This window comes from Legionella cincinnatiensis, assembly GCF_900452415.1.
GTDB classification, from domain to species: domain Bacteria; phylum Pseudomonadota; class Gammaproteobacteria; order Legionellales; family Legionellaceae; genus Legionella; species Legionella cincinnatiensis.
Window position 1 is genome coordinate 1,098,025 of sequence record NZ_UGNX01000001.1, and the last position, 23,033, is coordinate 1,121,057.

Below are 23,033 nucleotides of genomic sequence, written 5' to 3' on the forward strand. Positions count from 1 at the left end.
TGTGAAATCATTTCTAATTATTTGTTTTTCATTGTTATTTTCTATGGTACATGCAACCCGCTCTTTTATTATTGATACTGATGTAGGAACTGATGATGAGTTAGCAATGCTTTATTTATTGGCACAAAAGGATATTGACATTAAAGCCATTACTGTAGTTGGTACAGGAGAATCTCACTGCCCCGCTGGATTAAAAAATGTCGCTGGATTATTAGCGTTAATGCATCAAGAAAAGATTCCTTTGGCCTGTGGACGAGTTACCCCATTAGCTGGGCAGCATCATTTTCCCGATTGGTTACGTAAACAAGCAGATAATTTAGCAGGTGCTGCTGATTTATTGCCTAAAGTTGACGTAAAAACATCGCAAACTGCAGTGCAATTATTGGAATCCACTTTACGCAATGCCAATGAACCTGTTGAGATTTTAGCAATTGGTCCATTAACGAATCTTGGTGCTCTTGTAGATAAAGCCCCAGAGTTAAAAAATAAAATTAAAATGATTTATATTATGGGTGGGGCGGTTGAAAGTACCGGAAATTTGATTGAGGTTGATAACACTATTAAAAATACTACTGCAGAGTGGAATATTTACGTGGATCCCAAAGCTGCAGATAATGTATTTCGTTCTGGAATACCTATTACCATGGTAGGATTAGATGTGACCAATCAAGTTCCTGTAACCCAAGCTTTTTACCAAAAGTTAAAGCAAAATCAAAATAGTTTGGCTAATCAATTTTTTTATGAGCTTTTTCATCGCAATGAAGCGGAAATAATCGATCATAAATGGTATTTTTGGGATGTTCTCTCTGCGGTTGTTGCTTATGATGATTCAATCGTCCAAGCAAGCAATAAAAAATTACGTGTATTATTAAGCCCGGAAGAGCAATCGGGTACTACAGTCGTGGATAAAAAAGGCAATAATATTCGTGTGTGTACTACTGTAGATAAAGAACGATTAGAAAATATTTTAATGAATACATTAAAGGCCACTTCTTGATTAATGAATAGAGCTTGGTTTTTTTAGTAACCTAAAAATAATCTTTTTGAGACCTTGAATTTTAATAAATTGTCTCTATTTTCTTATATATCGCAACCACTAAAAGGAGAATGTGAATATGAGTACCATCAGACGTGAGTATTTTCCTGTATATAATGAAATTGGCTCTTTATTAGACAATTTTTTTAAAGGGCAACAATTAGATGCTTCTTTTGTCGACACGAGTTCATGGGCCCCTCCAGTAGATATAAAAGAGGAAAAAGATCGCTTTTTAGTCCTTGCTGATATTCCTGGAGTAAATAAAGAAGACATACAGATATCTTTAGAACATAATGTATTAACGCTTCGTGGTGAACGCCACTTCGAAAAAACAGAAAAGAAAGAGGGATATACTCGTGTGGAGCGTGCGCAAGGCCAGTTTTATCGTCGTTTTAGTTTGCCTCAAACAGCGGACGATGCAAAAATAAGCGCTAAATACAAACAGGGAGTACTTGAAATATCGATTCCTAAAAAACAAACGGCAGTTCAGAAGAAAATAGATATCACCGTAGAAGAGTAATAAAAATTTATTGGGATAACAGGAGTTTGGTTATCCTCAATGAATTACTTGGTAGCCGTTTTGGAGCCTGTGTTTGTATTTATGAAGGAGCGCAATGGTTATCAATATTGATAGGATTATTGCTATTTAGTGCGACGGCTCTCGCCATCTCCACTTTATCCCAGATTATTATTCCCTTATTTTTATTGAAATAAGGGATTTAATTTTTGCTATTATGCTATTAATAGTATTCCTGCATAAAAGGCATAGAAATGCATTTTAGGTCGTTAAACAAACGTTATCGCCTAAAACACGCAGAATTTATATGGGATCCAGTTCTAAATAAAAAAAGTTCGATATAAAAAATCATTTTATTTTATATATTGAGCTCACGTTCATTAATGTCCCTTTTTATTAGGTGTCTATAATTAAATAAGGACATGCAATATTTAACGTCAGTTATGGATAAAGATATAATTATAACGAGTTTCTCTCACGACCCGATCTCTTATCCATAATTGACGTTATTTAAGAATAGATGAGGAGAGAGCCATGTTTAAACGAATAGCTTTATTTATTGTTACTAATTTGGCCATTATCGTAGTTATTTCTTTTATCCTCAGTTTATTTAATGTTCAGCCATATCTGACCCAATATGGTTTAAATTATCAATCTTTATTTATTTATGCTTTAATTATTGGTTTTACAGGTTCATTTATTTCTCTGTTTATTTCTAAATGGATGGCAATACACGCTTTTAATATTCAATTAATTGAAAAGCCAACTACTGACATAGAATCTTGGTTGTTTAGTGAGATAGGACATTTAGCACGACAAAGAAATATTGGGATGCCAAATGTTGGAATTTATGAAAGTCCAGAACCCAATGCGTTTGCCACAGGGTGGAATAAGAACAATGCTCTTGTTGCCGTTTCAACGGGATTACTCCAATCTATGAATAAAGAAGAAATACAAGGTGTTTTAGGCCATGAAATTTCTCATGTTGCTAATGGTGACATGGTAACCCTCACTTTAATTCAGGGGATTGTGAATACCTTTGTCATCTTTTTTGCCCGTATTGCAGCTTTTTTTGTAACTCAATTTTTTAGAAGAGATAATGAAGAAAGTGTTGGCGGCGGTTTTGTTTATTATGGAGTTGCTCTTATATTTGAATTAATTTTTGGAATTCTTGCCTCAATGATCGTAATGTGGTTCTCTAGGTATCGCGAATATAGAGCAGATAGAGGCTCAGCACAATTTGGTGGTAAAGAAAAAATGATAAAAGCTTTAGAGCGATTGCAACAATTTGTCGATAAAACACCCCGTGATGATCGCGCGCCAGCATTCAATGCAATGAAAATATCAAGTCAAAATGGCTGGTTAACTCTTTTTTCTAGCCATCCTCCCTTAGAAAAACGAATCGCAGCATTACAAAAATTATAGATAATTTGTTATTAGTTATAACTATAAAGAGAAAAAATGATAAAAAACTTAGGGTTATGATCACTTGGGAAGGGGTATGAGAATAAATGATTTTATCAAACTCTAAGGGGGTTTTTGAAAAAACCGGGATTTCAGTTTCTGTTATCCCGGTTTATAATACCAATGATTAAGCAACTACAGGAACAGTTTGATTTACTACTTTTTCCATATCATTCAGCTTCTTACCAGAATCAGTATTAAAGAATAGGAAGTGTTTTGTAAATGCTAAATTAATCAGGCCTGCAGCTACATAACCAATACCAAGTCCAATAATTGCGAGAGCTAGGTTGCCCAATATTTGTTTCCATCCTCGATGGGTTTCCAGTTCGGGACGTGCTTTTTCGATAGCTTGATGGCAAAGGATACTAAATTGTTTATCATTGATTCGGTTGTTGAAATATTGCACAGAACCTTTATAAAGCTGTTCGTGAAGCTTTTCAGCTGTTTCAGCTGCTTTGATATGATTCGCAGCTCGAAGTTCAGCAGCTTTCTTTTCGATCACTTCCAACTGCTCATAAAAGCGTACCATTCGGGGCGTGAATTCAATATCAAAAAGTGATAGCTCTTCTTCTGTTGCTTGGTGAAGAGGTTCAATGGGATTTTGTTGGTTGATGACTGGAGTTTCGATTCTTGGTTCAGGAAGTGGATTACTAATCACTGAAGGTTCTGATTGAGTGAATGCTTTTCGGTGAAGTAACTCGTCTGCTTTTACATGGTGTGCAACAAATATAGGAGCCGTGATACCATCATTATATGTATCTTTTTGTTTGGTGACTTCCGCCATATCTTTAACGGTTTGTTGGTAATTAGCGTCTATGATGTTGCTTGGTTTTCCTTTAATGGGGTCCATTTTGGAAACATCGCCACCAGCATAATGATTGAGACGAAGTGTTACATTGGGAGGTATTAATGCAGGGTTTTTAGTGAAAAACTCATGCAAATCCTCAAGAATGTCTTTGGGAGAGCGTGCTCCGAAACCTCGGTCATCATAAAAATCAAAAATAATTTCTTCAGTTGGGTGGTCCAAAGCAACTTTATGCATCTGTGCATAAATAAGTGATGCTTTTGTATCATCAAATATCCAGTCACTATGGTCGCCACTATAGGTATGATCAAAATGATGCATTGCACGATCATAAGAGGTGCCATTGGGTAGATTGCCGTAAATATCGGCCAAGAGAAATGGATCAAAGGTGCAGCCTAGATGATCAGTTACTTTTTTGATTGCAGGAAAGCAAGAGCCTTTGCCGGGACTATTCGCTATATCTATATTTAAAGACTGTCTGTTAGAGCCAATAAGGGCAATTGCTTTAGTAAAGTTTTGATTTTCTTCCTTAATGGTATCTAAAAAGATTTTATTTGAGGCAATTACATCTTTATTATCAGAGTAAACATAATTGCGATGAAACAGACATCCATCAAAATCAAATGAGGTAACGCGAATTGCCATATTTAAGCCTTAGGTGAGTCAAAAATGGTATTTTAATGTACTAAAATTATAGAAACATTAAGAAGGCAGTCCATTTTGGAATGGGCTATGACTAAATGTCATGAGTTTAAAAATTATTTCTGCTATTCATTATAAAAACTGTTATAAATAAAAGAAACAATTTAGGAAACAATAATGTGGGATCACAATAAAAAAGAGTATTTAAATCGTCTCATTAAGATTAAAGAGTACCTGAAAAGCGATAAGTTTATAGAGGCAAATAATTTAGTAGCTGTGCTTTCAAAACTGATTTGTTCGGGCGATCGGGTATGCATTGAAGGAGATAATCAAAAACAAGCCAGTTTTTTGGCTGCAGCATTGACGCAATTAGATCCCAAACAGGTGAATCATTTGCACATGATTCAATCTGCCATTGCATTACCTGAACACCTTGATATTTTTGAAAAAGGAATCGCAAAACGAATTGATTTTTCCTATTCAGGCCCACAATCAGTGCGTCTGGCCAATATGGTAAAAAATAAAAAAATAGAAATAGGTAATATTCATACTTATAATGAACTTTTCGGTCGATTAGTCGCTGATTTGACGCCCAATGTTTGTTTGCTTATGGCAGAGCAAGCGGACCGACAAGGTAATTTATATACCGGAGCGAATACCGAAGAAACCCCAGCAATTATTGAAGCAACGAATTTTAGAAATGGTATTGTTGTAGTACAGGTCAATGAACTGGTGGATCGTTTACCAAGAGTGGATATTCCTGGTGATTGGGTTGATGTAATTGTTAAAGGTCCAGAACTTTCCTATATAGAGCCTCTTTTTACCCGCGATCCGGCGCAAATTGATGAAATTAAAATATTAATGGCCATGATGGTCATTAAAGGAATATATGCACCTTATCAAGTGAATATCCTCAATCATGGTGTTGGTTTTAATACATGTGCCATTGAGCTGATTTTACCTACCTATGCAGAATCATTAGGATTAAAAGGAAAAATAGCTCAGCACTGGATTGTGAATCCTTTACCTACTTTGATTCCTGCAATAGAGGCTGGATTTGTAAAATCCATTTACCCCTTTGGCGGTGAAGTAGGTATGAATCGCTATGCTGCTGCTCGTCCCGATGTATTTTTTACCGGTAAAGAAGGATGTTTGCGCTCTAATCGCATGTTAGGCCAGCTTGCAGGTCATTATGCTTGCGATGTATTCATTGGTGCCACATTGCAGATGGATCTTGAAGGAAATAGTTCAACTGCTGTTGAAGGTCGAATTGCAGGTTTTGGGGGTGCTCCAAATATGGGTTGTGATGCTCCTGGACGACGCCATTCTTCTTATGCTTGGCTTAAAGCAGGTCAGGAACGTAGTGAAGCATTAAGCACTAAAATGCCTCGAGGAAGAAAACTAGTGATTCAAATGGTTGAAACATTTCAAAGTTCAGCACAACCGACTTTTGTAGAAAAACTGGATGCGTGGGAATTACAAAAATCAATGAATGCTGATTTGCCTGCGGTGATGATTTACGGAGATGATGTAAGTCATATTGTAACTGAAGAAGGCATTGCAAACCTTTTAATGTGTCGAACTATAGTAGAGCGTGAACAGGCAATTCGCGGGATTGCGGGTTATACCGACGTTGGAATGAAAAGAAATAAGGCAAAAGTTGAAGAATTGCGTCAGCGAGGCATCATAAAACGTCCTGAAGATTTAGGCATTAAGGTTTCTGATGCCACAAGGGATCTTTTAGCTGCCAAGTCCATTCGAGATCTGGTTGATTGTTCTCATGGTTTATATGAGCCGCCTGCAAAATTTAGAAATTGGTAGAGGTAATAACTATGGAAAATATGGAGTTTCGTTTTACTCTTTCTGGCAATAGGTTACGGGGTAAAAGAACAGTTTGTGGCGTTGTGGGTTCAGGTAATTTGGAGGTGATTATTGAAGAAAATAATACCGCTGAAACCTTATTTATGATTCAAACAGCAGTGGATCATTATAAGCCAGTTTGGAAAATGGTGATTGCAGATTTTATGAGGCAACATAAACCAATAGGTTTGCAATTTACGCTCAATGATAATGGGGCAATGCCTGCTGTAGTGTTATTACGTTTAACCCAAGCTCTAGAAGAATTCCAGGGTTATTACAAAATAGGTAATAACTACCAAGAATTAAGTGCGCGTGAACGAATTCATGCTCTTTTTGATACGAATTCATTTATCGAGTGGCTTGCGGAAGAAAAACATTATAGTCCTTATTTAGCTGCGTTAAATTTGCCAGGAGAGGCTGATGATGGAGTTGTCATTGGTTCTGCCTTTTTAGGAAAAAATAAAGTGCTCGTCGCTTCTCAGCAAAAAGATTTTATGGGTGGAGCAGTTGGTGAAATTCATGGCGCAAAACTCACAGGTTTATTCAAAGCAGCCATAGCAAGCAAAGTTAAAGCGGTGATTTTACTCATTGATAGTGGTGGGGTACGCTTACATGAAGCAAATGCTGGGGAAATAGCTATTTCAGAAACGATTCGTGCTATTTTCGATGCAAGAAATAACGGAATAATGACTGTGGGGGTAGTTTGCGGTAAAAACGGTGCTTTTGGTGGCATGGGTATTATTTCCTCTTGCTTGGATTATCTGATTATAAATGAAGTGGGGCGTATTGGAGTTTCTGGTCCGGAAGTGATTCAAGCAGTGGCAGGCATAGAAGTTTTTAATGCGTTGGATAGAGCTTTGGTCTGGCGCGTCTATGGAGGAAAAACACGTTATTTGCAAGATGTTGCACAAAGCTACGTAAGTTCAGACATTGCAGCAATTCGTGATAAGCTTATTACCGCCCTTGATAAAAAGATTCCCTTGGATATTAATTCGATCAAACAAAAACATAATCTCTTGAAAAAAAGATTTCAGGATACGATAGGATATCAGGAAGAAGGGACGTATTTAAGCGACGTTGCTCCAAAGTATGCTGCAACTCTTTTTAATATGAAGGATGAAGAGTTTTTAAAGGCAGCAAAAGAGATAAAAACAAACTTATAATGCTTAGAACAGAACGGATTCTGCCGTAGGCTCTATGAATTGCAAGAAGGAAATAGACATGGTTGCATTAAAAGATATTCTACAATTAATTTTTTCTCAGGAAATCGAGTGTAGTGAGAATCAATCTGTGATTTATGGCCAAGCTCGGTTAAATAGCCAGTTGATTCATATTCTCGGGGTTAAAGAATCAACTTTTTTAGGTGCCGAACAAGCACTGATTATGGCGGAACATATAATCGAAATTCTTGAAAGTCAATCTAAAGATCCCATATTGCTTTTAGTGGATGTTGCAGGACAACAATTAACGATGCGTGATGAATGGTTGGGTATGCAACAATATTTTGGGCATTTGCTTGAATGTCTTGAGTGCTTACGTCAACAGGGAAACCCATTGATATCACTTGTTTATAACCAAGCATTGGGTGGAGCTTTTATTGCCTATGGATTGATGGCAGATACAATCTTAGCATTACCGGATGCAGCTTTAGCAGTGATGTGGTTGGAAGGTATTTCTAAAGTGACAAAAATAGAATTGGAGCAGCTTAAAGAGCTTAGCAAAACATTTCCTGTGTTTGCTCCAGGAGTACAAAATTTTTATCAACTTGGAGGGTTACATGAGATTGTAGCTCCATCTGAGCTTGCCGAAAAGATTGGTTTGGCGATTCAAAAGAAAAGTATTGAAGATGATAGGGCGTTTTTAGGAAGTGAACGTGGGGGGCGAAAGTTAGCTTTTTCAATTATTAAGCAAGTCGCTAATCATCCATGATGCTCCAAAGACATCATTTAATCTATCTTGATCCTTGCGCTGATTTTTTTCTGGTGTCCTGTCATGAAGACAAACAGTTAATTAAGGAACAGGTTTCTGTTTGGCTTGCAAAAGGGTTGCCATGTATTTACGCAAAACAAGTACCCGATGACGAGTTCCTCAATTTAGGATTGCCTCTTTGGTATGCCAATAAAAAACATCGTGTTGCTCTTCGCGTTGCATCTTCTGCGGTACAAAAGCAAAATCCTCCGCCGCAACTCCTGGAGATGCAGGATTTCTTTTTACGTTATTACGGAATTGATGATTTAAATAGAGCTATTGGATTACATGGAATATCTGATGTTGCAGTATATGGATCTTTTTTGTCCCAATATTTATCAGGATATGATTTTGTTACGAAAAGTTCCGATCTTGATTTGCTTATCAATTATCACGAATATTCATTAAATCACTTGCAGGATCTTGTTGATACTTTAACGCAACAATTTAAGCGAATTATAGATGGAGAAATACGCTTTCCAGGATTAGGAGATATTCCAATTAAAGAATTACTTAATACATCCACAAAAAAAGTATTGTGTAAGAGTAAAGATAACGTGAGCTTATTATCAAGAACAGAACTTTATGAACACTATCCCTTGCTGTGAACGAACTCTAGCTAGAATGGCGGTTCGATCGCTTTATTTTGAGGTCAAGGCTTATCCAAAACCTGGGTTAGTAAGTTTTATTGATTCAGGAGCACACCATGATATGAACGGTGAAACCTTTTATCGTAGTTTGTTTGCTTTACGTCATTATTTTTATCAAATTTCACAGCACGGTCTAAAAAATGATTCTTTTGAGGTGTTAAAGCAAATAGCCATTAAAGCTGAGCAGCGAATGCTTGAAAGAACCTTCGGTGTCAATACTCATCGTGGGGCTATTTTTGCTTTAGGTCTTATCTGTGTTTCAGTGATTCGATTAGCTCACAAAAAAAAGTCTTTTACGCCTACGGATGTGCATTTGCAGTTATTGGATGATTGGCCAATATACTTAAAAAATCATACTGGAGATCTTGGAAGTCATGGAGCTGAAGTACGCCGAAAATATAAGGTGGTCGATGCAATGCAAATGGCTATTCAAGGTTATGATTTGCTTTTTCAATTACTTCCTGAATTTATCGCGCTTTTTATTGAAACAAAATCATTAGACTCCGTCTGTTTATTTGCTTATGGAGAGCTTTTAGTGTGTATGGATGATACCAATATTCTCTACAAAAAAGGGAAAACTGGACTTGATTATGCGCAGTGCAAAGTAAAAGAATTATTGGCTATCCAATGTTTGCAAACACGCAGGCAAAGGGCTTTGGAAATACACCGACTTTTTTCAGAAATAGGAATTAGTCCTGGTGGCGTGGCCGATTTGATTAGTGTTTTATTATTTCTTGGACAATTGTTTTGTGAGTCTCTTAGGAATTATTAATTCGAAGCTTACCTCCCATTTAATCCAAGTCTAACTCTGGTTTATTTAAAAGATTCATATGAGAAATCAAAATACTCAATTGGATTTAATTTGATCACATTGTTAGTATATTAACTATAACTAGTTGTTACCTGAGATAAATTTTTTATCGAAGGATAAACTTAATCTGCGTGTAGGTTAGAGCTATGCGTTATTGCTGGCTAATAACTCAGTTTTTATATTATGAGGTGTGGAAATGACAGATGCAAAGCAAGAATCGAATGACAGCCCAGAGATGTCTAAAGGACTCATCATGAAGGTGATAGAGCTCTTACTTAAGTTGTTTGGTGTAAACCTTGGAAAAGGAGGTGGGATGCCGCTCGATCAGGCAATAAAGCAACCACAGGCTGAACAAAAAGCGGTAGAGATTTTGGAAGATAAAACGACACAGTGGCTGTGTAAACAAGCGCTTAAAATACCAGGAGTTGAAGATATGGCCAAAGATTATTTAAACGATAATCCTGAGGTTAAAGCGTTTGCTCAAAAAGTTCTTGATAATCCAAAACTTCAAGATTTTAAAAACGACTTACAACAAAGTGGCATGCTTGATAAAATGGAATTAAATGCTAAGAATACAAACTCCCCACAAGCAGAAAAACAAGCTGATCTCTCTCCCCTGGAAATGGGTTCACCGAAAAGTAGTCAAGCAATCTCTAAGGGTCTGGGCGACAGTGATGATTACCCGATGTCTGAACCAAGCTTCGAGAAAAACTCAGCGCCTCAAGAAGAGAGTGCGAATCAAATGCGACCCAGTTAGTAGTTTGGAAATGGTGAGCGTAGATTTTGTGAGGCAACATAAACTATAGGGTTGCAATTTACGCTCAATACTAATGGGGTAATGCCTGCCCTATTATTACGTTTACCCCACAATTATTTTGTGAATCCTTGAGAAGTGATAAGATTGACAATTCACTCTAGATTTTTGATAAAGAAGCCTAGGTAACGCCCCTCAAGTTATCTCAGCAATCGAAGCAAGCTGAAAATTATGCGCATTGATTAAAGCTAAGATACAATTATTCTTGTTTTTGAATAAGGCACCTTCCTAAAATTTAAAAAATACAATCTATACTATAAGTTAAGTACGTCATATTACATTATTTATTTTCATAGGGAGAAGGGTATGGATACGATTAATAGTTTGTCGCAAATAGATAAGATACCCATTCTTTCTCGAGCTCCCATTTTTACAGGTGTTGGCTTTATTGAGCAAAAAATGCTTGCCGATAAATGTACTGTTGTTGCTTATAAACCTGAAGAGACTGTTATAGAGCAAGGAGAAATAGGGGATAGGCTTTATATTATTATTAAAGGTACCGTACAAGTTTCTGTGAAAACAAACTCTATGGGATGGAAGCGTATCAATACCTTGGGCCCAGGAGATGTATTTGGGGAAATTGCTATCTTACGCAATACACGCAGAACAGCGCGGATTGTTACAATTACTGCGTGTCAATTTCTTACGATTAATGCCACAGATTTTTTAAATGTTTATCAATATTTTCCTGCAAGAGCACGTGACAATATTCAGTTAGTTGTTGCCAAACGTCTACAAGAAAGTGGTGTTTATGTGCGTATGTAAAAAAGTGTAGCGGAATTGCATTTGCCTGGAAATAAAAAATGGAAACTCAGTTCATCAATATCATATTAGGATTTATCGAGGGCTTTGGTCTTATTATTTCTCCTTGTATCTTGCCTATTTTACCTATTTTTCTGGCGGGATCTTTGACAGGATCTAAAAAGAGGCCTGTAGGTATCATTATTGGTTTTACTTTATTTTTCTCTCTACTTGTGTTTTTTTCGCATCAATTAGTGCGTTATTTTGATATAGATTTTAATTGGGTTCGCGATTTTGGCTATGCTATTTTGTTAATTTTGGGTGTCATTATGCTCTCGAATTATTTAACAGAACAATTTGGCAAAATGACCCAAGGATTTACCCGCATAGGAAATTTTTTTTCTGCAGCAAATGATTCTGAAGGGGGCTTTTGGAATGGGCTTTTATTTGGATGCATCATTGCAATTATTTGGACCCCTTGTGCAGGACCTATTTTGGCGGCAATAATTGTTCAAACTGCCTTGCAAAAAGCAACATTAGTGAGTTTTTTAACTCTTATAGCTTTTGCTTTAGGCGCTGCAATTCCTATGTTTATTATTTCTCTGTATGGAAAAAAATTAATCGGTACTTTTACTTTTTTTAAAACTCGAGCGATTCTTTTTCGTAAATTTTTAGGTGGATTGATTATTGCAAGTGTGGTGTACATGCTTTATTTTGAAGGACTCGTGGTTTCTACTTCTGTAACTCCTCAAACAGGCATTAAAACATCAACTTCATTGATTGATGGATTGTGGCTTACTTATCCTGCACCACCTATACAAGGTATCGATGCGTGGATAAATTCTCCCCCCTTGCATATCAAAGATTTGAAGGGAAAAGTAGTGTTAGTAGATTTTTGGACTTATTCTTGTATCAATTGCTTACGTACTTTACCCTATGTTAAAGATTGGTATAAACGCTATCACAAGCAAGGATTGGTGATCATTGGTGTACACACGCCCGAGTTTGATTTTGAAAAAAAATTATCTAATGTAGAAGCTGCAGTAAAACTCTATGGAATTTTATATCCTGTAGCGCTTGATAATCAGTATGTTACCTGGAATAACTATGAGAATCATTATTGGCCTGCACATTATTTAATTAATAAAAAGGGCGATGTAGTCTACAAGCATTTTGGTGAAGGCGATTATGATATTACTGAAAATAATATTCGCTTTTTATTAGGTGTGAAGGATTTAACTGCTTTTGAAGCTTCTCAAGATAATGCGGTTTCTTTCACTCAAACTCCTGAAACTTATTTAGGTTATGGGCGGGCTGATACCTCTTACAGCCCAAAACTCATAAAAGATAAAACGGCTCAATATCATTTTTCTCCTCAGTTATCTGCTAATGCTTGGGGTTTAGAGGGCTTATGGCAGGTTCATGAAGAGTATATTAGTGCAGAAGAAGCGAATGCAGCATTAAAAATACATTTCAAAGCACGTAAAGTGTATGCTGTGATGGGAAATAGTACTGCAAAACCGATTAACATTAAGGTGATTTTAAGTGATTCGAATGGCAAAAAGATAAAAGAAAGTAATGTATTAGTTGATAAATACTCTATTTATCAACTCGTTGCACAAAATAAATTTACCAGTGGATATTTACACGTCATTGTTAATGCTCCTGGAGTTCAATTCTATACCTTTACTTTTGGAAATTAGGTTAACTTTATCTAAAATAACGTGAGTTTGGGATAAGAATGTAATTAAAATCTGCCTTAGCATGATCCGTTCAAGCTGAGGAGGCGTTAATGCCGTCTCGAAGCCTTAGCACAGGACTTGAAAGTTCGTACAAAGGCTTCGAGACAACGCTGCGCGTTTCCTCAGCCCGAACGGATCGGAATAACTTCACGTCCGCTTATCCCGAACTCAGGTTAAAATAGTTATTTTGCAGCAATTGATAAAATTTTTTTTACCTCGGCCACTGTATTTCCCTCTTCATTAGTAATAGGTATATGAAATTCTGCTTCAATTTTTTTAGCTTCATCTACTTGAAGTCGAATTTTTTCAACGTGCTCCTGGGATAATTCGAATCGTGCATAAAGAGTACCTTTAGCAGGTATTTTATAACGAATAGAGGCAGATTTATCCCAAACGATGTATCCTTTACCCAATAAATTCAATAACATTAGCATGTAAAATGGGTCAGTCATGGAATATATGGAACCTCCAAAATGAGTACCTACATAATTTTTATTCCAAAAGCGCATTTTCATTTGGACAACAATAGATGTTCCATCACGATTAAAATTTTTTACACTAATTCCTGCACCCAAAAAAGGTGGCCAAAATCTCATCATTTTTAATAGTGTTGAAAATTTCATGCAATGATTCCAGAGGCTTCGTGGACAAATTTAAGTGATTATAATACTTAACTTTTATTTAAGTCTATTTGAGCCTATAGATAAAGAAATTAAGTCATGAACTATACTTTATCATAATGAATTAAAAAGAGTTATTCATAAAAATCCTACAGATAAAACACGAGATGTAGGAGAGCAGAATTACTGTGGTTGGCTTAAGGGTTACGCCATTTTCGCGAAAGCAGGAATCCATTTTGATTTAGAAACATCTAATAAATAGTGCATTGAGAAAATGGCAGTTAATTCATCTTAAAAATTCAATGATTTTTGAATTTTTTGAAATTACGCACTACTCTTAATAAGAGTTAATTTTATTAATATAAACTTAATATAAGGAGATATAAAAATGAATAAGGATATTTTTCAAGGTAAATGGGAAGAAGTTAAAGGCCACATGAAAAAAACCTGGGGTAAACTTACTGACGATGATTTAAAACAAATCGAAGGGAACCAACAAGAGATCTTCGGAAAACTTCAAAAACATTATGGGTATAGTAAAGAACAAGCTGAAAAAGCAATTAAGGATTTTCAAAGTAAAACCCATCATTGATGATTAATCATTAGTTGGAAAGGAGTTCGAATATGGAAAATAGAGGAATTGTAAAATCAGGTGAACTTACCGGTACCAAAGTAATGAATCCCACCCATGAAAATTTAGGTGAAATTGCTGAAGTTGTTATCGATAAATTATCTGGAAAAGTAAATTATCTGGTGCTCGATTTTGGCGGTTTTTTAGGTTTCGGAAATAAATTTTTTGCGGTACCTTGGAATTTATTTTTGTACGACAATAAGGATGATTGTTTTATTCTTAATGTGGATAAAAATAGATTGAAAGATGCCCCTGGATTTGACAAAGATCATTGGCCAAATTTTTCTGCCCCTGAATTTACAACCAGCATTACTGGATTCTATACAGGAGGTAAGTTATAAGTCTTTTAGGGTCAGTTTTATCATCGTTTATTGCGATGTAGAGCAATTGTATTAGCATCTAATTGCCTGCATTTCTTTTGAAATGTGGGCAATTTTATCTAATTTTCAAATAATTAAGATCTTCCCTAATTCACATTAAATAATTTATCAGTTATTTTGTAATTAAATTTGAAGAATTGAATAATTCTTCCTATTCTAAAAAGAGTTTTTAGTTATTCATTTTATGCCAAGGAATGCAAATGAACATTTTAAAAACCCAAGTCTTAAAAGGGCCCAATTATTGGTCAAACTCCAGAAAGGAACTTATTGTTATCAAACTTGATATAGGGAAATACGAGGAGTTACCTACCAATCTTTTAGTGGGGTTTCAGGAGCGGTTAACTCATTATTTACCAAGCCTATTAAGTCATCGCTGCTCCCTAGGAGTTGAAGGTGGATTTTTAAAAAGAATTGAGGAAGGAACTTGGTTAGGCCATGTTATAGAGCATGTTGCATTGGAATTACAATGTCTGGCAGGTATGGATTGTGGATTTGGCAGGACTTATGGAACCCAAGAATATGGAGTTTATGATGTGCTGTTTTCTTATCAAATAGAAGAGGCAGGTTTATCTGCTGGGGTTGCTGCTGTGGAGTTCATTAGCGCAATAGCTGAGGGTAAAGAATATTCTTTAGATAGAGTGATTGCTCATTTAAAAGAAATTTTTAAGGAACAAGGTCTAGGTCCTAGTACTCGAGCAATTATTGCAGAAGCTCAAAACAGAAAAATACCTTATAGGCGTTATGGGCATAATTCTTTAGTTACTTTAGGTTATGGTCGGAATCAAAAAAAGATTTGGGCATCTGTATCTTCTAAAACAAGCTCTATTGGTGTTGATATTGCTGCAGATAAAGAACTGACGAAGCAAATTCTTAAGGCAAACTTTATTCCAATTCCCGATGGTTTGATGATTCAATCTGCAGAGGAACTTGATGAAGCAATTAAACAATTAGGATTTCCTTTAGTGATTAAACCATTTAATGGTAATCATGGAAAAGGAGTTATGACTCATATTACTGATAAGCAAAAAGCGCATATTGGTTTTAGGTTAGCAAAAAAAATTTCAAATCAAATCATAACAGAACGATTTATCTCGGGTGAAGATTATCGGTTTTTGGTAATTAATTATAAAGTAGTTGCGGTTGCAAAACGTACTCCAGCTCACGTAGTGGGGGATGGAAAACTTTCAATAAATCAACTTATTCAGCAGGTCAATCAAGATCCTAATCGAGGCGAATCTCATGAAAATAGTTTAACTTCAATTAAAGTAGATGAAGCAACTCTTTCCATTTTAAAGGAAAATAATTTGAGTTTAGAAAGTATCCTACCCCAAAAGCAAGTTCTCTTTTTAAAAGAGGCTGCAAATTTAAGCACTGGTGGAACAGCTAGAGATGTTACTGATGAAGTGCATCCTTTTAATATATATCTTGCTGAACGTGTAGCACGTCTTATGAATTTAGATATTTGTGGAATAGATATTATTTCAAAGGACATTCGCATTCCTTTGAATGAAAATCAGGGCGCAATTATTGAGGTTAATGCAGGACCAGGGTTACGTATGCACTTATCACCTAATGAAGGTAAACCACGAAATGTTGCTAAGCCTATTCTTGATATGCTCTATCCCCCTCATTTAAGCGCAAGAATTCCAATCGTGGCAGTTACTGGTACCAATGGAAAAACAACGGTTGTTCGCTTGATCGCTCATTTGGCACGTTATACAAATCACCATGTAGGATTTACTACAACCGATGGAGTTTATTTAAATAATAAACTGGTTCATAGTGGGGATTGCAGTGGTCCTAGTAGCGCCCAAGTAGTTTTATATGATCCTGAGGTTGATTTTGCTGTTTTAGAATGCGCTCGAGGCGGAATTTTGCGTTCAGGTTTGGGGTTTGATGAATGTGATATTAGTGTCATTACAAATATTAGTGGCGATCATTTAGGATTAAATGATATTCATACTCTTGAAGATCTCGCTCAAGTCAAAGCAGTTGTTGCTCGTAGTACTAAAAAGTCTGGATATGCCATTTTAAATGCCGATGATAATTTAGCCTATGATTTAAGAAACGATTTAGATTGTAATATTGCTTTGTTTAGTATGTATGAAAGCCCACATATTAGAAAGCATTGTAGGGCGGGAGGATTAGCAGCATATATTGATCAAGGAGGTCTTGTAGTGCAAAGAGGTTCTGACCGAACTTTTTTATCGAATATAAAATCAATACCGCTGAGTTTTCATGGAGCGGCTACTAGTATGATAGCCAATATATTGGCTGCTACTTTGGCTGGAGTGATTAGTCAGTTTTCTTTTGAGAAAATAAAAGAAGCACTGCATGTTTTTTATCCTACATTTGATAATTTACCTGGACGTATGAATCTTTTTAAATTTCCTCATTGTCAAGTCATGGTCGATTATGCACACAATGAAGGTGCTTTCTGTGAGTTAAAGAACTATCTTGAGTCGGTGCATTGTGCTAAAAAAATAGGGATTATCGGTGTTGCTGGTGATCGGCGTGATGAGGATATCGAAAAATTAGGTTTCCATGCTGCCTCTATGTTTGATGAGATTGTGATCCGACATGATAAGGATGGAAGAGGGCGAACGCATAATGAAATTAATCGCCTACTTGTTTCTGGCATTCTTCGCTCTGAATTTAAACCTTCATTAAATATTATTTCAGATGAGCTGATGGCTATTGAGCATGTATTAGCAGTTGCAGATGTTAATTCTTTTATCTTTTGTGCGGTTGAAGATGTTTTTGAAACAGTTCATTTTTTGAAGCAAAAGGAAAAACAATTTAAGGCTGTCAGCGAGGTTTATAATGGTACCCAAGGCTAAGTTATTGATTATTGGGGGTGCTGAGGATAAAGGTAATGGCCCGTCAACGGACAGGGAACAAAAAAAAGAGTTTACTCGCTACGAAATTCTAAGTGAATTATTACCTCCGTCAAATAAGAAAATAGAAATTGTTACGACGGGCTCAGAAATTCAGGATGAAGTGAAAAAAGTGTATCAAAATGTTTTTCAAAATATGGGTTATAACAATATAGGGTTTATTCCCATTAAGAAAAGGGGCGAGGCACGTAATAGTGAGTATTTAAAACGAGCCGAAAATGCAGGAGCCTTTTTTTTTACGGGAGGTGATCAATTTCGTTTATCCACCATATTAGGTGGTACACCCATTGTTGATATTATTAAAGAACGGTACCTACACGATAGTGACTTCATTATCGCAGGAACAAGTGCTGGAGCAATGGTGATGGCTTCGGTAATGATTACAGGAGGGGGATTATCTGAAGCATTAAGGTATCGAAATTTATTAACATCGTCAGGTTTAGGGATTTTACAGTCGTGTATTATTGATACCCATTTTATTAAACGAGGTCGCTTCAGCCGTCTTGCCCATGCAATTATTATGAACCCAGAACAATTAGGAATTGGTTTAGGAGAAGATACTGCCCTAGTGATACGCAATGGAGCAGATGCAGAATGTTATGGTTCAGGTATGGTGGTGATTATCGATGGGAGAAATATAGATCAAACTAATATCACTGATGTTGAAGAAGGAGAGGCGGTGTTTGTTGAAAATTTAATCGTACATCTCTTAGTTAAGGGATGTCAATTTTCAATTGCGGATCGAGCTCTTGCCAATCCAGCAATCCCCTTGCAAAAGTCAAATTTGGAATAACAGTATGAATAAAATTGCAATTGCGGTACATGGTGGGGCGAGTGAAAATTATCCTTTTTTACAAAAATACCAAAAGGATGTTGAAAAAGGTTTGATTGATGCACTTGAAAAAGGTTATGGGATGCTTGCTCAAGGGGGAGTGGCTTTGGATGCGGTTGAAGAGGCCGTGAAAACTCTTGAGGATAATTCATTATTTAATGCTGGCAAAGGTTCTGCCTTAAATTGCCGTGGTGAAGTTGAAATGGATGCATCAATCATGAACGGTAATAATTTGCAGGCCGGTGCGGTTTCTATGGTACGTACTGTGAAAAATCCAATTCATCTTGCTCGTTTAGTGATGGAACATACGAATCACATTTTTCTCTCAGGGTATGGTGCTTTAGAAATTGCAAAAAAATACAATCTTGAACTGGAAAATGAGCCTTATTTTATAACTCCTCATCAATATGAAATGTTTCAAAAGCTCAATAAAATAGAGACTATGGAAGCGATCCAAAATAAGAAAATGACAGGAACTGTGGGGGCCGTAGCTTTGGATTTGCATGGAAACCTTGCTGCCGCGACCTCTACAGGAGGAACCAGTAATTGCCTCCCTGGAAGAATAGGAGATAGTTGTGTTATTGGGGCTGGGTGTTATGCCAATAATAATACATGTGCGGTATCTGGGACAGGTGAAGGAGAATATTTAATTAGAAATGTGGTAGGTCATACTATATCCATGATGGTTGAATTTAATATGCCCTTGCAACAAGCTTGTGATTATGTGATTCATGAACGAAACAAAAAATTAAATGGAGAGATGGGCGTTATTGCTCTTAACCGAAATGGTGATTTTGGTATTTCCTTTAATACAGAAATTATGAAAAGAGCTTGGAAAAGTTCTCTGCAAAAAACTCAGGTTAAAATTTTTGATTAATTGTAATAATTAATCTGTAGATTCATTCATAGCAGTTTGAACGATGCAGGTGAATTCAAATTCTGAATCGTTTAAAGATAATTTTTTGCACTATAAAAATAAGAGAGAATAAGAGGAAAGTTTCTAGAGTTGAGGGTTATTACGTCTGATTGAGCCTAATTTCAGATTAAATGTATCACACTTTACCTCTTAACCCTTTTTTATATCGAATTGTTTTTATTTGGAACTTGATCTTGTATAAATGCTTCACATTTTACGAGATAACGTTCGTTTAGCGACCTAAAGGCATAGAAAATGCCCTTAGGTCAAATTCACGTTATTTAGAAAAAAGAACTTAAAAAGGGCCTCTCAATATATTTAAATCAAAATTTGGATAAAAACTTCTCCTAGACTTAAAACTTTAGTATCTACCAGGACTTGGAGGTTTTGCACCACCGGACTCTTTACCTACAGCAGGCGTTAAACTAATGGTCAATTTACCAGACTCCAGGTCTTTTAATGTATTATCTGGAGCATGTTTGATCTTCTCTGCGAATTGTTGCACCAAAGACTCAATAAGTTTTTCACGATTTATTGCGCGCCTCATTTCTATTTGCATCAAAAATAATTCTTGATGCTGTGTAAATTATCGGTGAGGATACTAAAAATTACCAATCTACTTTATTTATCCAGGCGATACCTCTGAATTTTTGTACCATAAAAAAGAGCTTCAATAAGCTCTTTTCAATAGTAGATAAGAATCGTGATGAGGAAGTTTTTTATAGCGGAGGGGGGGGACGTCGTCCAAGCAAACCCATAACGAGAAATACTACAAAGATAACGAGAAATAGGAAGAATAAAATTTTTGCAATTCCTGCAGCGGCTACGGCTATGCCTCCAAACCCAAATGCAGCTGCAATAATTGCGATGATAAAAAATGTAAGAGCCCAACCTAACATGATAACCTCCTTGTGCATATTGCTGTAAGTTATCCTACTACCTCTTAGTATAGCTTATTAATTAACCATTTTTTAAATTTTTTTTGAAGGATCAAATGGTTGCAGGAGGCCTGCTGCGAGATGCTATTCCTCATCCAGTTTTTCTTAACGCAGTGCCATCCCGCAAAGAGTAGCATGAGCATTGATTAGAAATATTTTTTAGCAATAGGTCCAATGCGGATACCCCTGACAGCCGTTGATTACTTACAACGACTAATACATCATGGCAATAATGAGTAAGCCTATAGCGACAAAACTAATGGCAACGAGGCTGGAATTACCTCCTGGAACCAAATGGCTTTCGGTAGTTATTAGGTATTTTCGTCCTTTCCAAGCCATAATCGCAGGTAGTAGCAGTAATAAAATAACACAACAAACACCAGCATAGCTTAAAGCATGGAGATAAATTCCTGGATTAAATAAAACAATTGCCAGAGGAGGGAGAAACGTTAAAGCCAGAGTATATTTGCCTTGATGGCCTGATTTTTTAAGCTTTAATCCATCTGCTAGAAAATCAAATAAACCTATAGAAACACCTAGAAACGCAGTAAGCATGCAGATAGAAGTAAAAAAGCCAAAAAATCCACTTATCCATTGATTTTGAACGGATTGGCTTAATGCTTCAGTTAAACCACTAGTGGCATGGTCTGAACTCATAAGCGCAATTAATCCATTGTCTCCTTCTCGTGCTACAACACCCATTATGACTGCATCCCAGATAATGTAGCAGAAAAGAGGAATAAGGGAACCGAGGAGAATAACTTTTCTTAAACTACGAATATCATCGCCGAAATAGTCTCTTAAACTGGGTATAATGGTTGCATAACCAAAAGAAGTGATGAGAATCATTAAGGTACCAGCAAAAGCACGTACAGATCCTCCCGTTAATCCCAGAGTTGATGTATGTGGACTGATAATCGCAACTAACAAAATATAAATACCTAACTTACCAAACATTAAACCTCGGTTCACATAATCTACTGAACGGATACCGTTATAAACTATCAAGCTGAATAAAAAGGTAAAGAGTATCGCAGTGACACTATTAGGCAAGTTAATATTTATTTTATGCAATAAACTATTGAAGACATCACTTCCGCCTGAAATATAAGCAGAGAGTAAGGTATACAGCAAGAATAGATAAGTAATCCAAGCTATAATTTGGCCGGGTAAACCTAATGTAGATTTAGCCATGGAAATCATATTACTTCCTGCTGGCAGACGCAGATTAACTTCCAGTATTAATAAGGCCCCTGCAGTCATAACAAACCAGCATAAGAATAGGAAAAAAATTGAATTACTAAAGCCGACTTCTGCTGTGGATACAGGTAATGCCAGCATACCTCCACCTATTGAGGTACCTATTATAAGTAATATTCCACCTATTAGCTTTGAATGGTTCATAAGAAGTAATCCAAAAATAGCTTAAAAATAATTCAATATGATACATTATTATTCATTTTGGATCAATTGTATCATAACCGAGTACCGTGGAGTCTTGTAGGCCGAAAATCCATTGGATAGGGAAGATTGAGATATTTATCTCGATCTTCTAAGTTTTGTTACGTTTAGCCTATTAACTTCCAAAGTTCATGCACCAATAGCCCAATTGAAAGAGCAATTACAACAATTTGAGTCAATTTACCGCCCGGAACAATAAAAGCAGGACTATGGTATTTTCTGCCAAAATAGCACATTAGTGCGGGTAAAAATAGTAGTAGGATGATGCAAAAAATTCCCGCATAACCTAAAGCATGAATGTATGCGCCGGGATAATAAATGACAATAAGTAGGGGTGGTGTAAAAGTGAGTAAAAATAATCCTAAACCATGGCTTCCTTGTTCCCGTAATTTCAAACCATCTGCAAGAAAACTATATAAGCATAGAGATACCCCTAGAAAGGCAGTTAACATGCAAATGGAGGTGAAAAAATTAAATAAAGCACTAATCGTTGTGTTTTGTACTTTATTCGAGAGCATGCTGGCTAAGGCACTCGTAGTATGGGGATTGCTCATTAGGCTTTCTAGGTTTTGGCTGCCTTCAGAGGGAAGAGCGCCCATAATAACGGCATCCCAAGCTAAATAACAGAATAATGGAATTAATGAACCAATAAAAATTACTTTTTTTAGTCGCTTAATATCATCATCGAAATAGTCTCTTAAATTGGGAACAATAATGGCAAATCCAAAAGAGGTAATCAAAATCATGATGGATCCTCCAATGTAACGCATATCACCATGATGAAGATGTTTTATTTCTATATGAGGCGCAATCAACACTATTAATAAAAAATAAACCGCTAACTTGCCAAACATCAGGCCACGGTTCACATAATCTACATAGTAAATACCACCATAGACTACAAGGCCAAAAATGAGTGTAAATAAAAAACTTGCTTGCCAATCTTTTAAGTGTAAGCCTATTTTAAAAAGAAGACTGTTTAATACATCTGCCCCACCAGAAATATAAGCAGACAACAAGGTATAAAGTAAAAACAAATAGCTTATCCAGGCAATGAGCAAACCAAAGTTGCCCAAAGTGGCTTGTGCCATAGAAACCATATGTTTTCCTCGAGGCAAATAAAGATTGGCCTCAAGAATAAAAAAAGCGCCTAAGGTCATAAAAACCCAGCAAAGAAACAAAAAAATGGAGGATTGCCAAAAACCAGTCGCTGCATTGGCAACAGGCAACGCAAGCATTCCTCCACCTATGGAAGTCCCAACAATTAAAAGAATTCCTCCAATAAATCTTGATGTACGCATTAAATCG

General features: G+C 36.3%; 22 protein-coding genes. 16 read left to right on the top strand and 6 right to left on the bottom strand.

Annotated features, from left to right (window positions below; genetic code table 11):
• Position 1: 1 nt before the first annotated feature.
• The 3 genes from DYH34_RS04920 to htpX all read left to right on the top strand — a co-directional run bounded on the left by DYH34_RS04920 (position 2) and on the right by htpX (position 2,978).
• A complete protein-coding gene (locus DYH34_RS04920; RefSeq protein ID WP_238589526.1) occupies positions 2–997 on the top strand; it encodes a nucleoside hydrolase in 996 nt (331 codons plus the stop codon).
• A 118-nt stretch (positions 998–1,115) separates the two neighbouring features.
• Positions 1,116–1,556 (top strand): Hsp20/alpha crystallin family protein, encoded by a 441-nt coding sequence (locus DYH34_RS04925; protein WP_058465483.1) that lies wholly within the window; start codon positions 1,116–1,118, stop codon positions 1,554–1,556.
• Positions 1,557–2,087: 531 nt separating this feature from the next.
• Positions 2,088–2,978 carry a protease HtpX gene (htpX, locus tag DYH34_RS04930; protein ID WP_058465482.1) on the top strand — a complete coding sequence of 297 codons (891 nt, stop codon included), beginning with the start codon at positions 2,088–2,090 and terminating at the stop codon, positions 2,976–2,978.
• A 166-nt stretch (positions 2,979–3,144) separates the two neighbouring features.
• On the opposite strand, the gene DYH34_RS04935 is transcribed toward htpX, so the two are convergent.
• Positions 3,145–4,467: a hypothetical protein gene (locus DYH34_RS04935; protein ID WP_058465481.1), complete on the bottom strand. Its 1,323-nt coding sequence runs from the start codon at positions 4,465–4,467 to the stop codon at positions 3,145–3,147.
• 174 nt (positions 4,468–4,641) lie between these two features.
• Here DYH34_RS04935 and mdcA point away from each other — a divergent pair, with 174 nt between their 5' ends.
• The 8 genes from mdcA (at position 4,642) to DYH34_RS04975 (ending at position 13,011) form a co-directional block, all read left to right on the top strand.
• Positions 4,642–6,285 (top strand): malonate decarboxylase subunit alpha, encoded by a 1,644-nt coding sequence (mdcA, locus tag DYH34_RS04940; protein ID WP_058465480.1) that lies wholly within the window; start codon positions 4,642–4,644, stop codon positions 6,283–6,285.
• Positions 6,286–6,296: 11 nt separating this feature from the next.
• Positions 6,297–7,487, top strand: a complete 1,191-nt coding sequence (locus DYH34_RS04945) for a biotin-independent malonate decarboxylase subunit beta (protein ID WP_058465479.1) — start codon at positions 6,297–6,299, stop codon at positions 7,485–7,487.
• Between the two features lie 58 nt (positions 7,488–7,545).
• A complete protein-coding gene (locus DYH34_RS04950) occupies positions 7,546–8,253 on the top strand; it encodes a biotin-independent malonate decarboxylase subunit gamma (protein WP_058465478.1) in 708 nt (235 codons plus the stop codon).
• Entirely contained in the window at positions 8,250–8,900 is a 651-nt protein-coding gene (mdcG, locus tag DYH34_RS04955; RefSeq protein ID WP_238589525.1) for a malonate decarboxylase holo-[acyl-carrier-protein] synthase, read from the top strand. The genes DYH34_RS04950 and mdcG overlap by 4 nt, the downstream gene beginning before the upstream one ends.
• Entirely contained in the window at positions 8,878–9,714 is an 837-nt protein-coding gene (locus DYH34_RS04960; RefSeq protein ID WP_058465477.1) for a triphosphoribosyl-dephospho-CoA synthase, read from the top strand. The genes mdcG and DYH34_RS04960 overlap by 23 nt, the downstream gene beginning before the upstream one ends.
• Positions 9,715–9,949: 235 nt before the next feature.
• The gene (locus DYH34_RS04965; protein ID WP_058465476.1) at positions 9,950–10,510 is read left to right on the top strand and encodes a hypothetical protein; all 561 of its coding nucleotides are present in this window, start codon (positions 9,950–9,952) and stop codon (positions 10,508–10,510) included.
• A 363-nt stretch (positions 10,511–10,873) separates the two neighbouring features.
• Complete coding sequence (locus tag DYH34_RS04970) at positions 10,874–11,332, top strand: cyclic nucleotide-binding domain-containing protein (RefSeq protein ID WP_058465475.1); 459 nt, start codon at positions 10,874–10,876, stop codon at positions 11,330–11,332.
• 38 nt (positions 11,333–11,370) lie between these two features.
• Positions 11,371–13,011: a cytochrome c biogenesis protein DipZ gene (locus DYH34_RS04975; RefSeq protein ID WP_058465474.1), complete on the top strand. Its 1,641-nt coding sequence runs from the start codon at positions 11,371–11,373 to the stop codon at positions 13,009–13,011.
• A 221-nt stretch (positions 13,012–13,232) separates the two neighbouring features.
• Here the strand turns inward: DYH34_RS04975 and DYH34_RS04980 are convergent, their stop codons facing one another.
• On the bottom strand, positions 13,233–13,673 hold the full coding sequence (locus DYH34_RS04980; protein WP_058465473.1) for a DUF4442 domain-containing protein: 441 nt from the start codon (positions 13,671–13,673) through the stop codon (positions 13,233–13,235).
• Between the two features lie 385 nt (positions 13,674–14,058).
• Here DYH34_RS04980 and DYH34_RS04985 point away from each other — a divergent pair, with 385 nt between their 5' ends.
• From DYH34_RS04985 to DYH34_RS05005, 5 genes are all read left to right on the top strand, one after another.
• The gene (locus tag DYH34_RS04985; RefSeq protein WP_058465472.1) at positions 14,059–14,262 is read left to right on the top strand and encodes a CsbD family protein; all 204 of its coding nucleotides are present in this window, start codon (positions 14,059–14,061) and stop codon (positions 14,260–14,262) included.
• Positions 14,263–14,294: 32 nt separating this feature from the next.
• A complete protein-coding gene (locus tag DYH34_RS04990) occupies positions 14,295–14,642 on the top strand; it encodes a PRC-barrel domain-containing protein (protein WP_058465471.1) in 348 nt (115 codons plus the stop codon).
• Between the two features lie 239 nt (positions 14,643–14,881).
• Complete coding sequence (cphA, locus tag DYH34_RS04995; protein ID WP_058465470.1) at positions 14,882–17,521, top strand: cyanophycin synthetase; 2,640 nt, start codon at positions 14,882–14,884, stop codon at positions 17,519–17,521.
• Positions 17,505–18,371 carry a cyanophycinase gene (locus DYH34_RS05000; protein WP_058465469.1) on the top strand — a complete coding sequence of 289 codons (867 nt, stop codon included), beginning with the start codon at positions 17,505–17,507 and terminating at the stop codon, positions 18,369–18,371. Before cphA ends, DYH34_RS05000 begins: the two co-directional genes overlap by 17 nt.
• A gap of 4 nt (positions 18,372–18,375) precedes the next feature.
• Complete coding sequence (locus DYH34_RS05005; RefSeq protein ID WP_058465468.1) at positions 18,376–19,287, top strand: isoaspartyl peptidase/L-asparaginase family protein; 912 nt, start codon at positions 18,376–18,378, stop codon at positions 19,285–19,287.
• A 400-nt stretch (positions 19,288–19,687) separates the two neighbouring features.
• Here the strand turns inward: DYH34_RS05005 and DYH34_RS05010 are convergent, their stop codons facing one another.
• The 4 genes from DYH34_RS05010 to DYH34_RS05025 all read right to left on the bottom strand — a co-directional run bounded on the left by DYH34_RS05010 (position 19,688) and on the right by DYH34_RS05025 (position 23,026).
• Positions 19,688–19,885, bottom strand: coding sequence for a hypothetical protein (locus tag DYH34_RS05010; protein ID WP_058465467.1), 198 nt, complete (start codon positions 19,883–19,885; stop codon positions 19,688–19,690).
• A gap of 160 nt (positions 19,886–20,045) precedes the next feature.
• Complete coding sequence (locus tag DYH34_RS05015) at positions 20,046–20,225, bottom strand: DUF1328 family protein (RefSeq protein ID WP_027271642.1); 180 nt, start codon at positions 20,223–20,225, stop codon at positions 20,046–20,048.
• A gap of 252 nt (positions 20,226–20,477) precedes the next feature.
• Positions 20,478–21,668, bottom strand: a complete 1,191-nt coding sequence (locus tag DYH34_RS05020) for an amino acid permease (protein WP_058465466.1) — start codon at positions 21,666–21,668, stop codon at positions 20,478–20,480.
• 164 nt (positions 21,669–21,832) lie between these two features.
• Entirely contained in the window at positions 21,833–23,026 is a 1,194-nt protein-coding gene (locus DYH34_RS05025; RefSeq protein ID WP_058465465.1) for an amino acid permease, read from the bottom strand.
• Between the last annotated feature and the right edge of the window lie 7 nt (positions 23,027–23,033).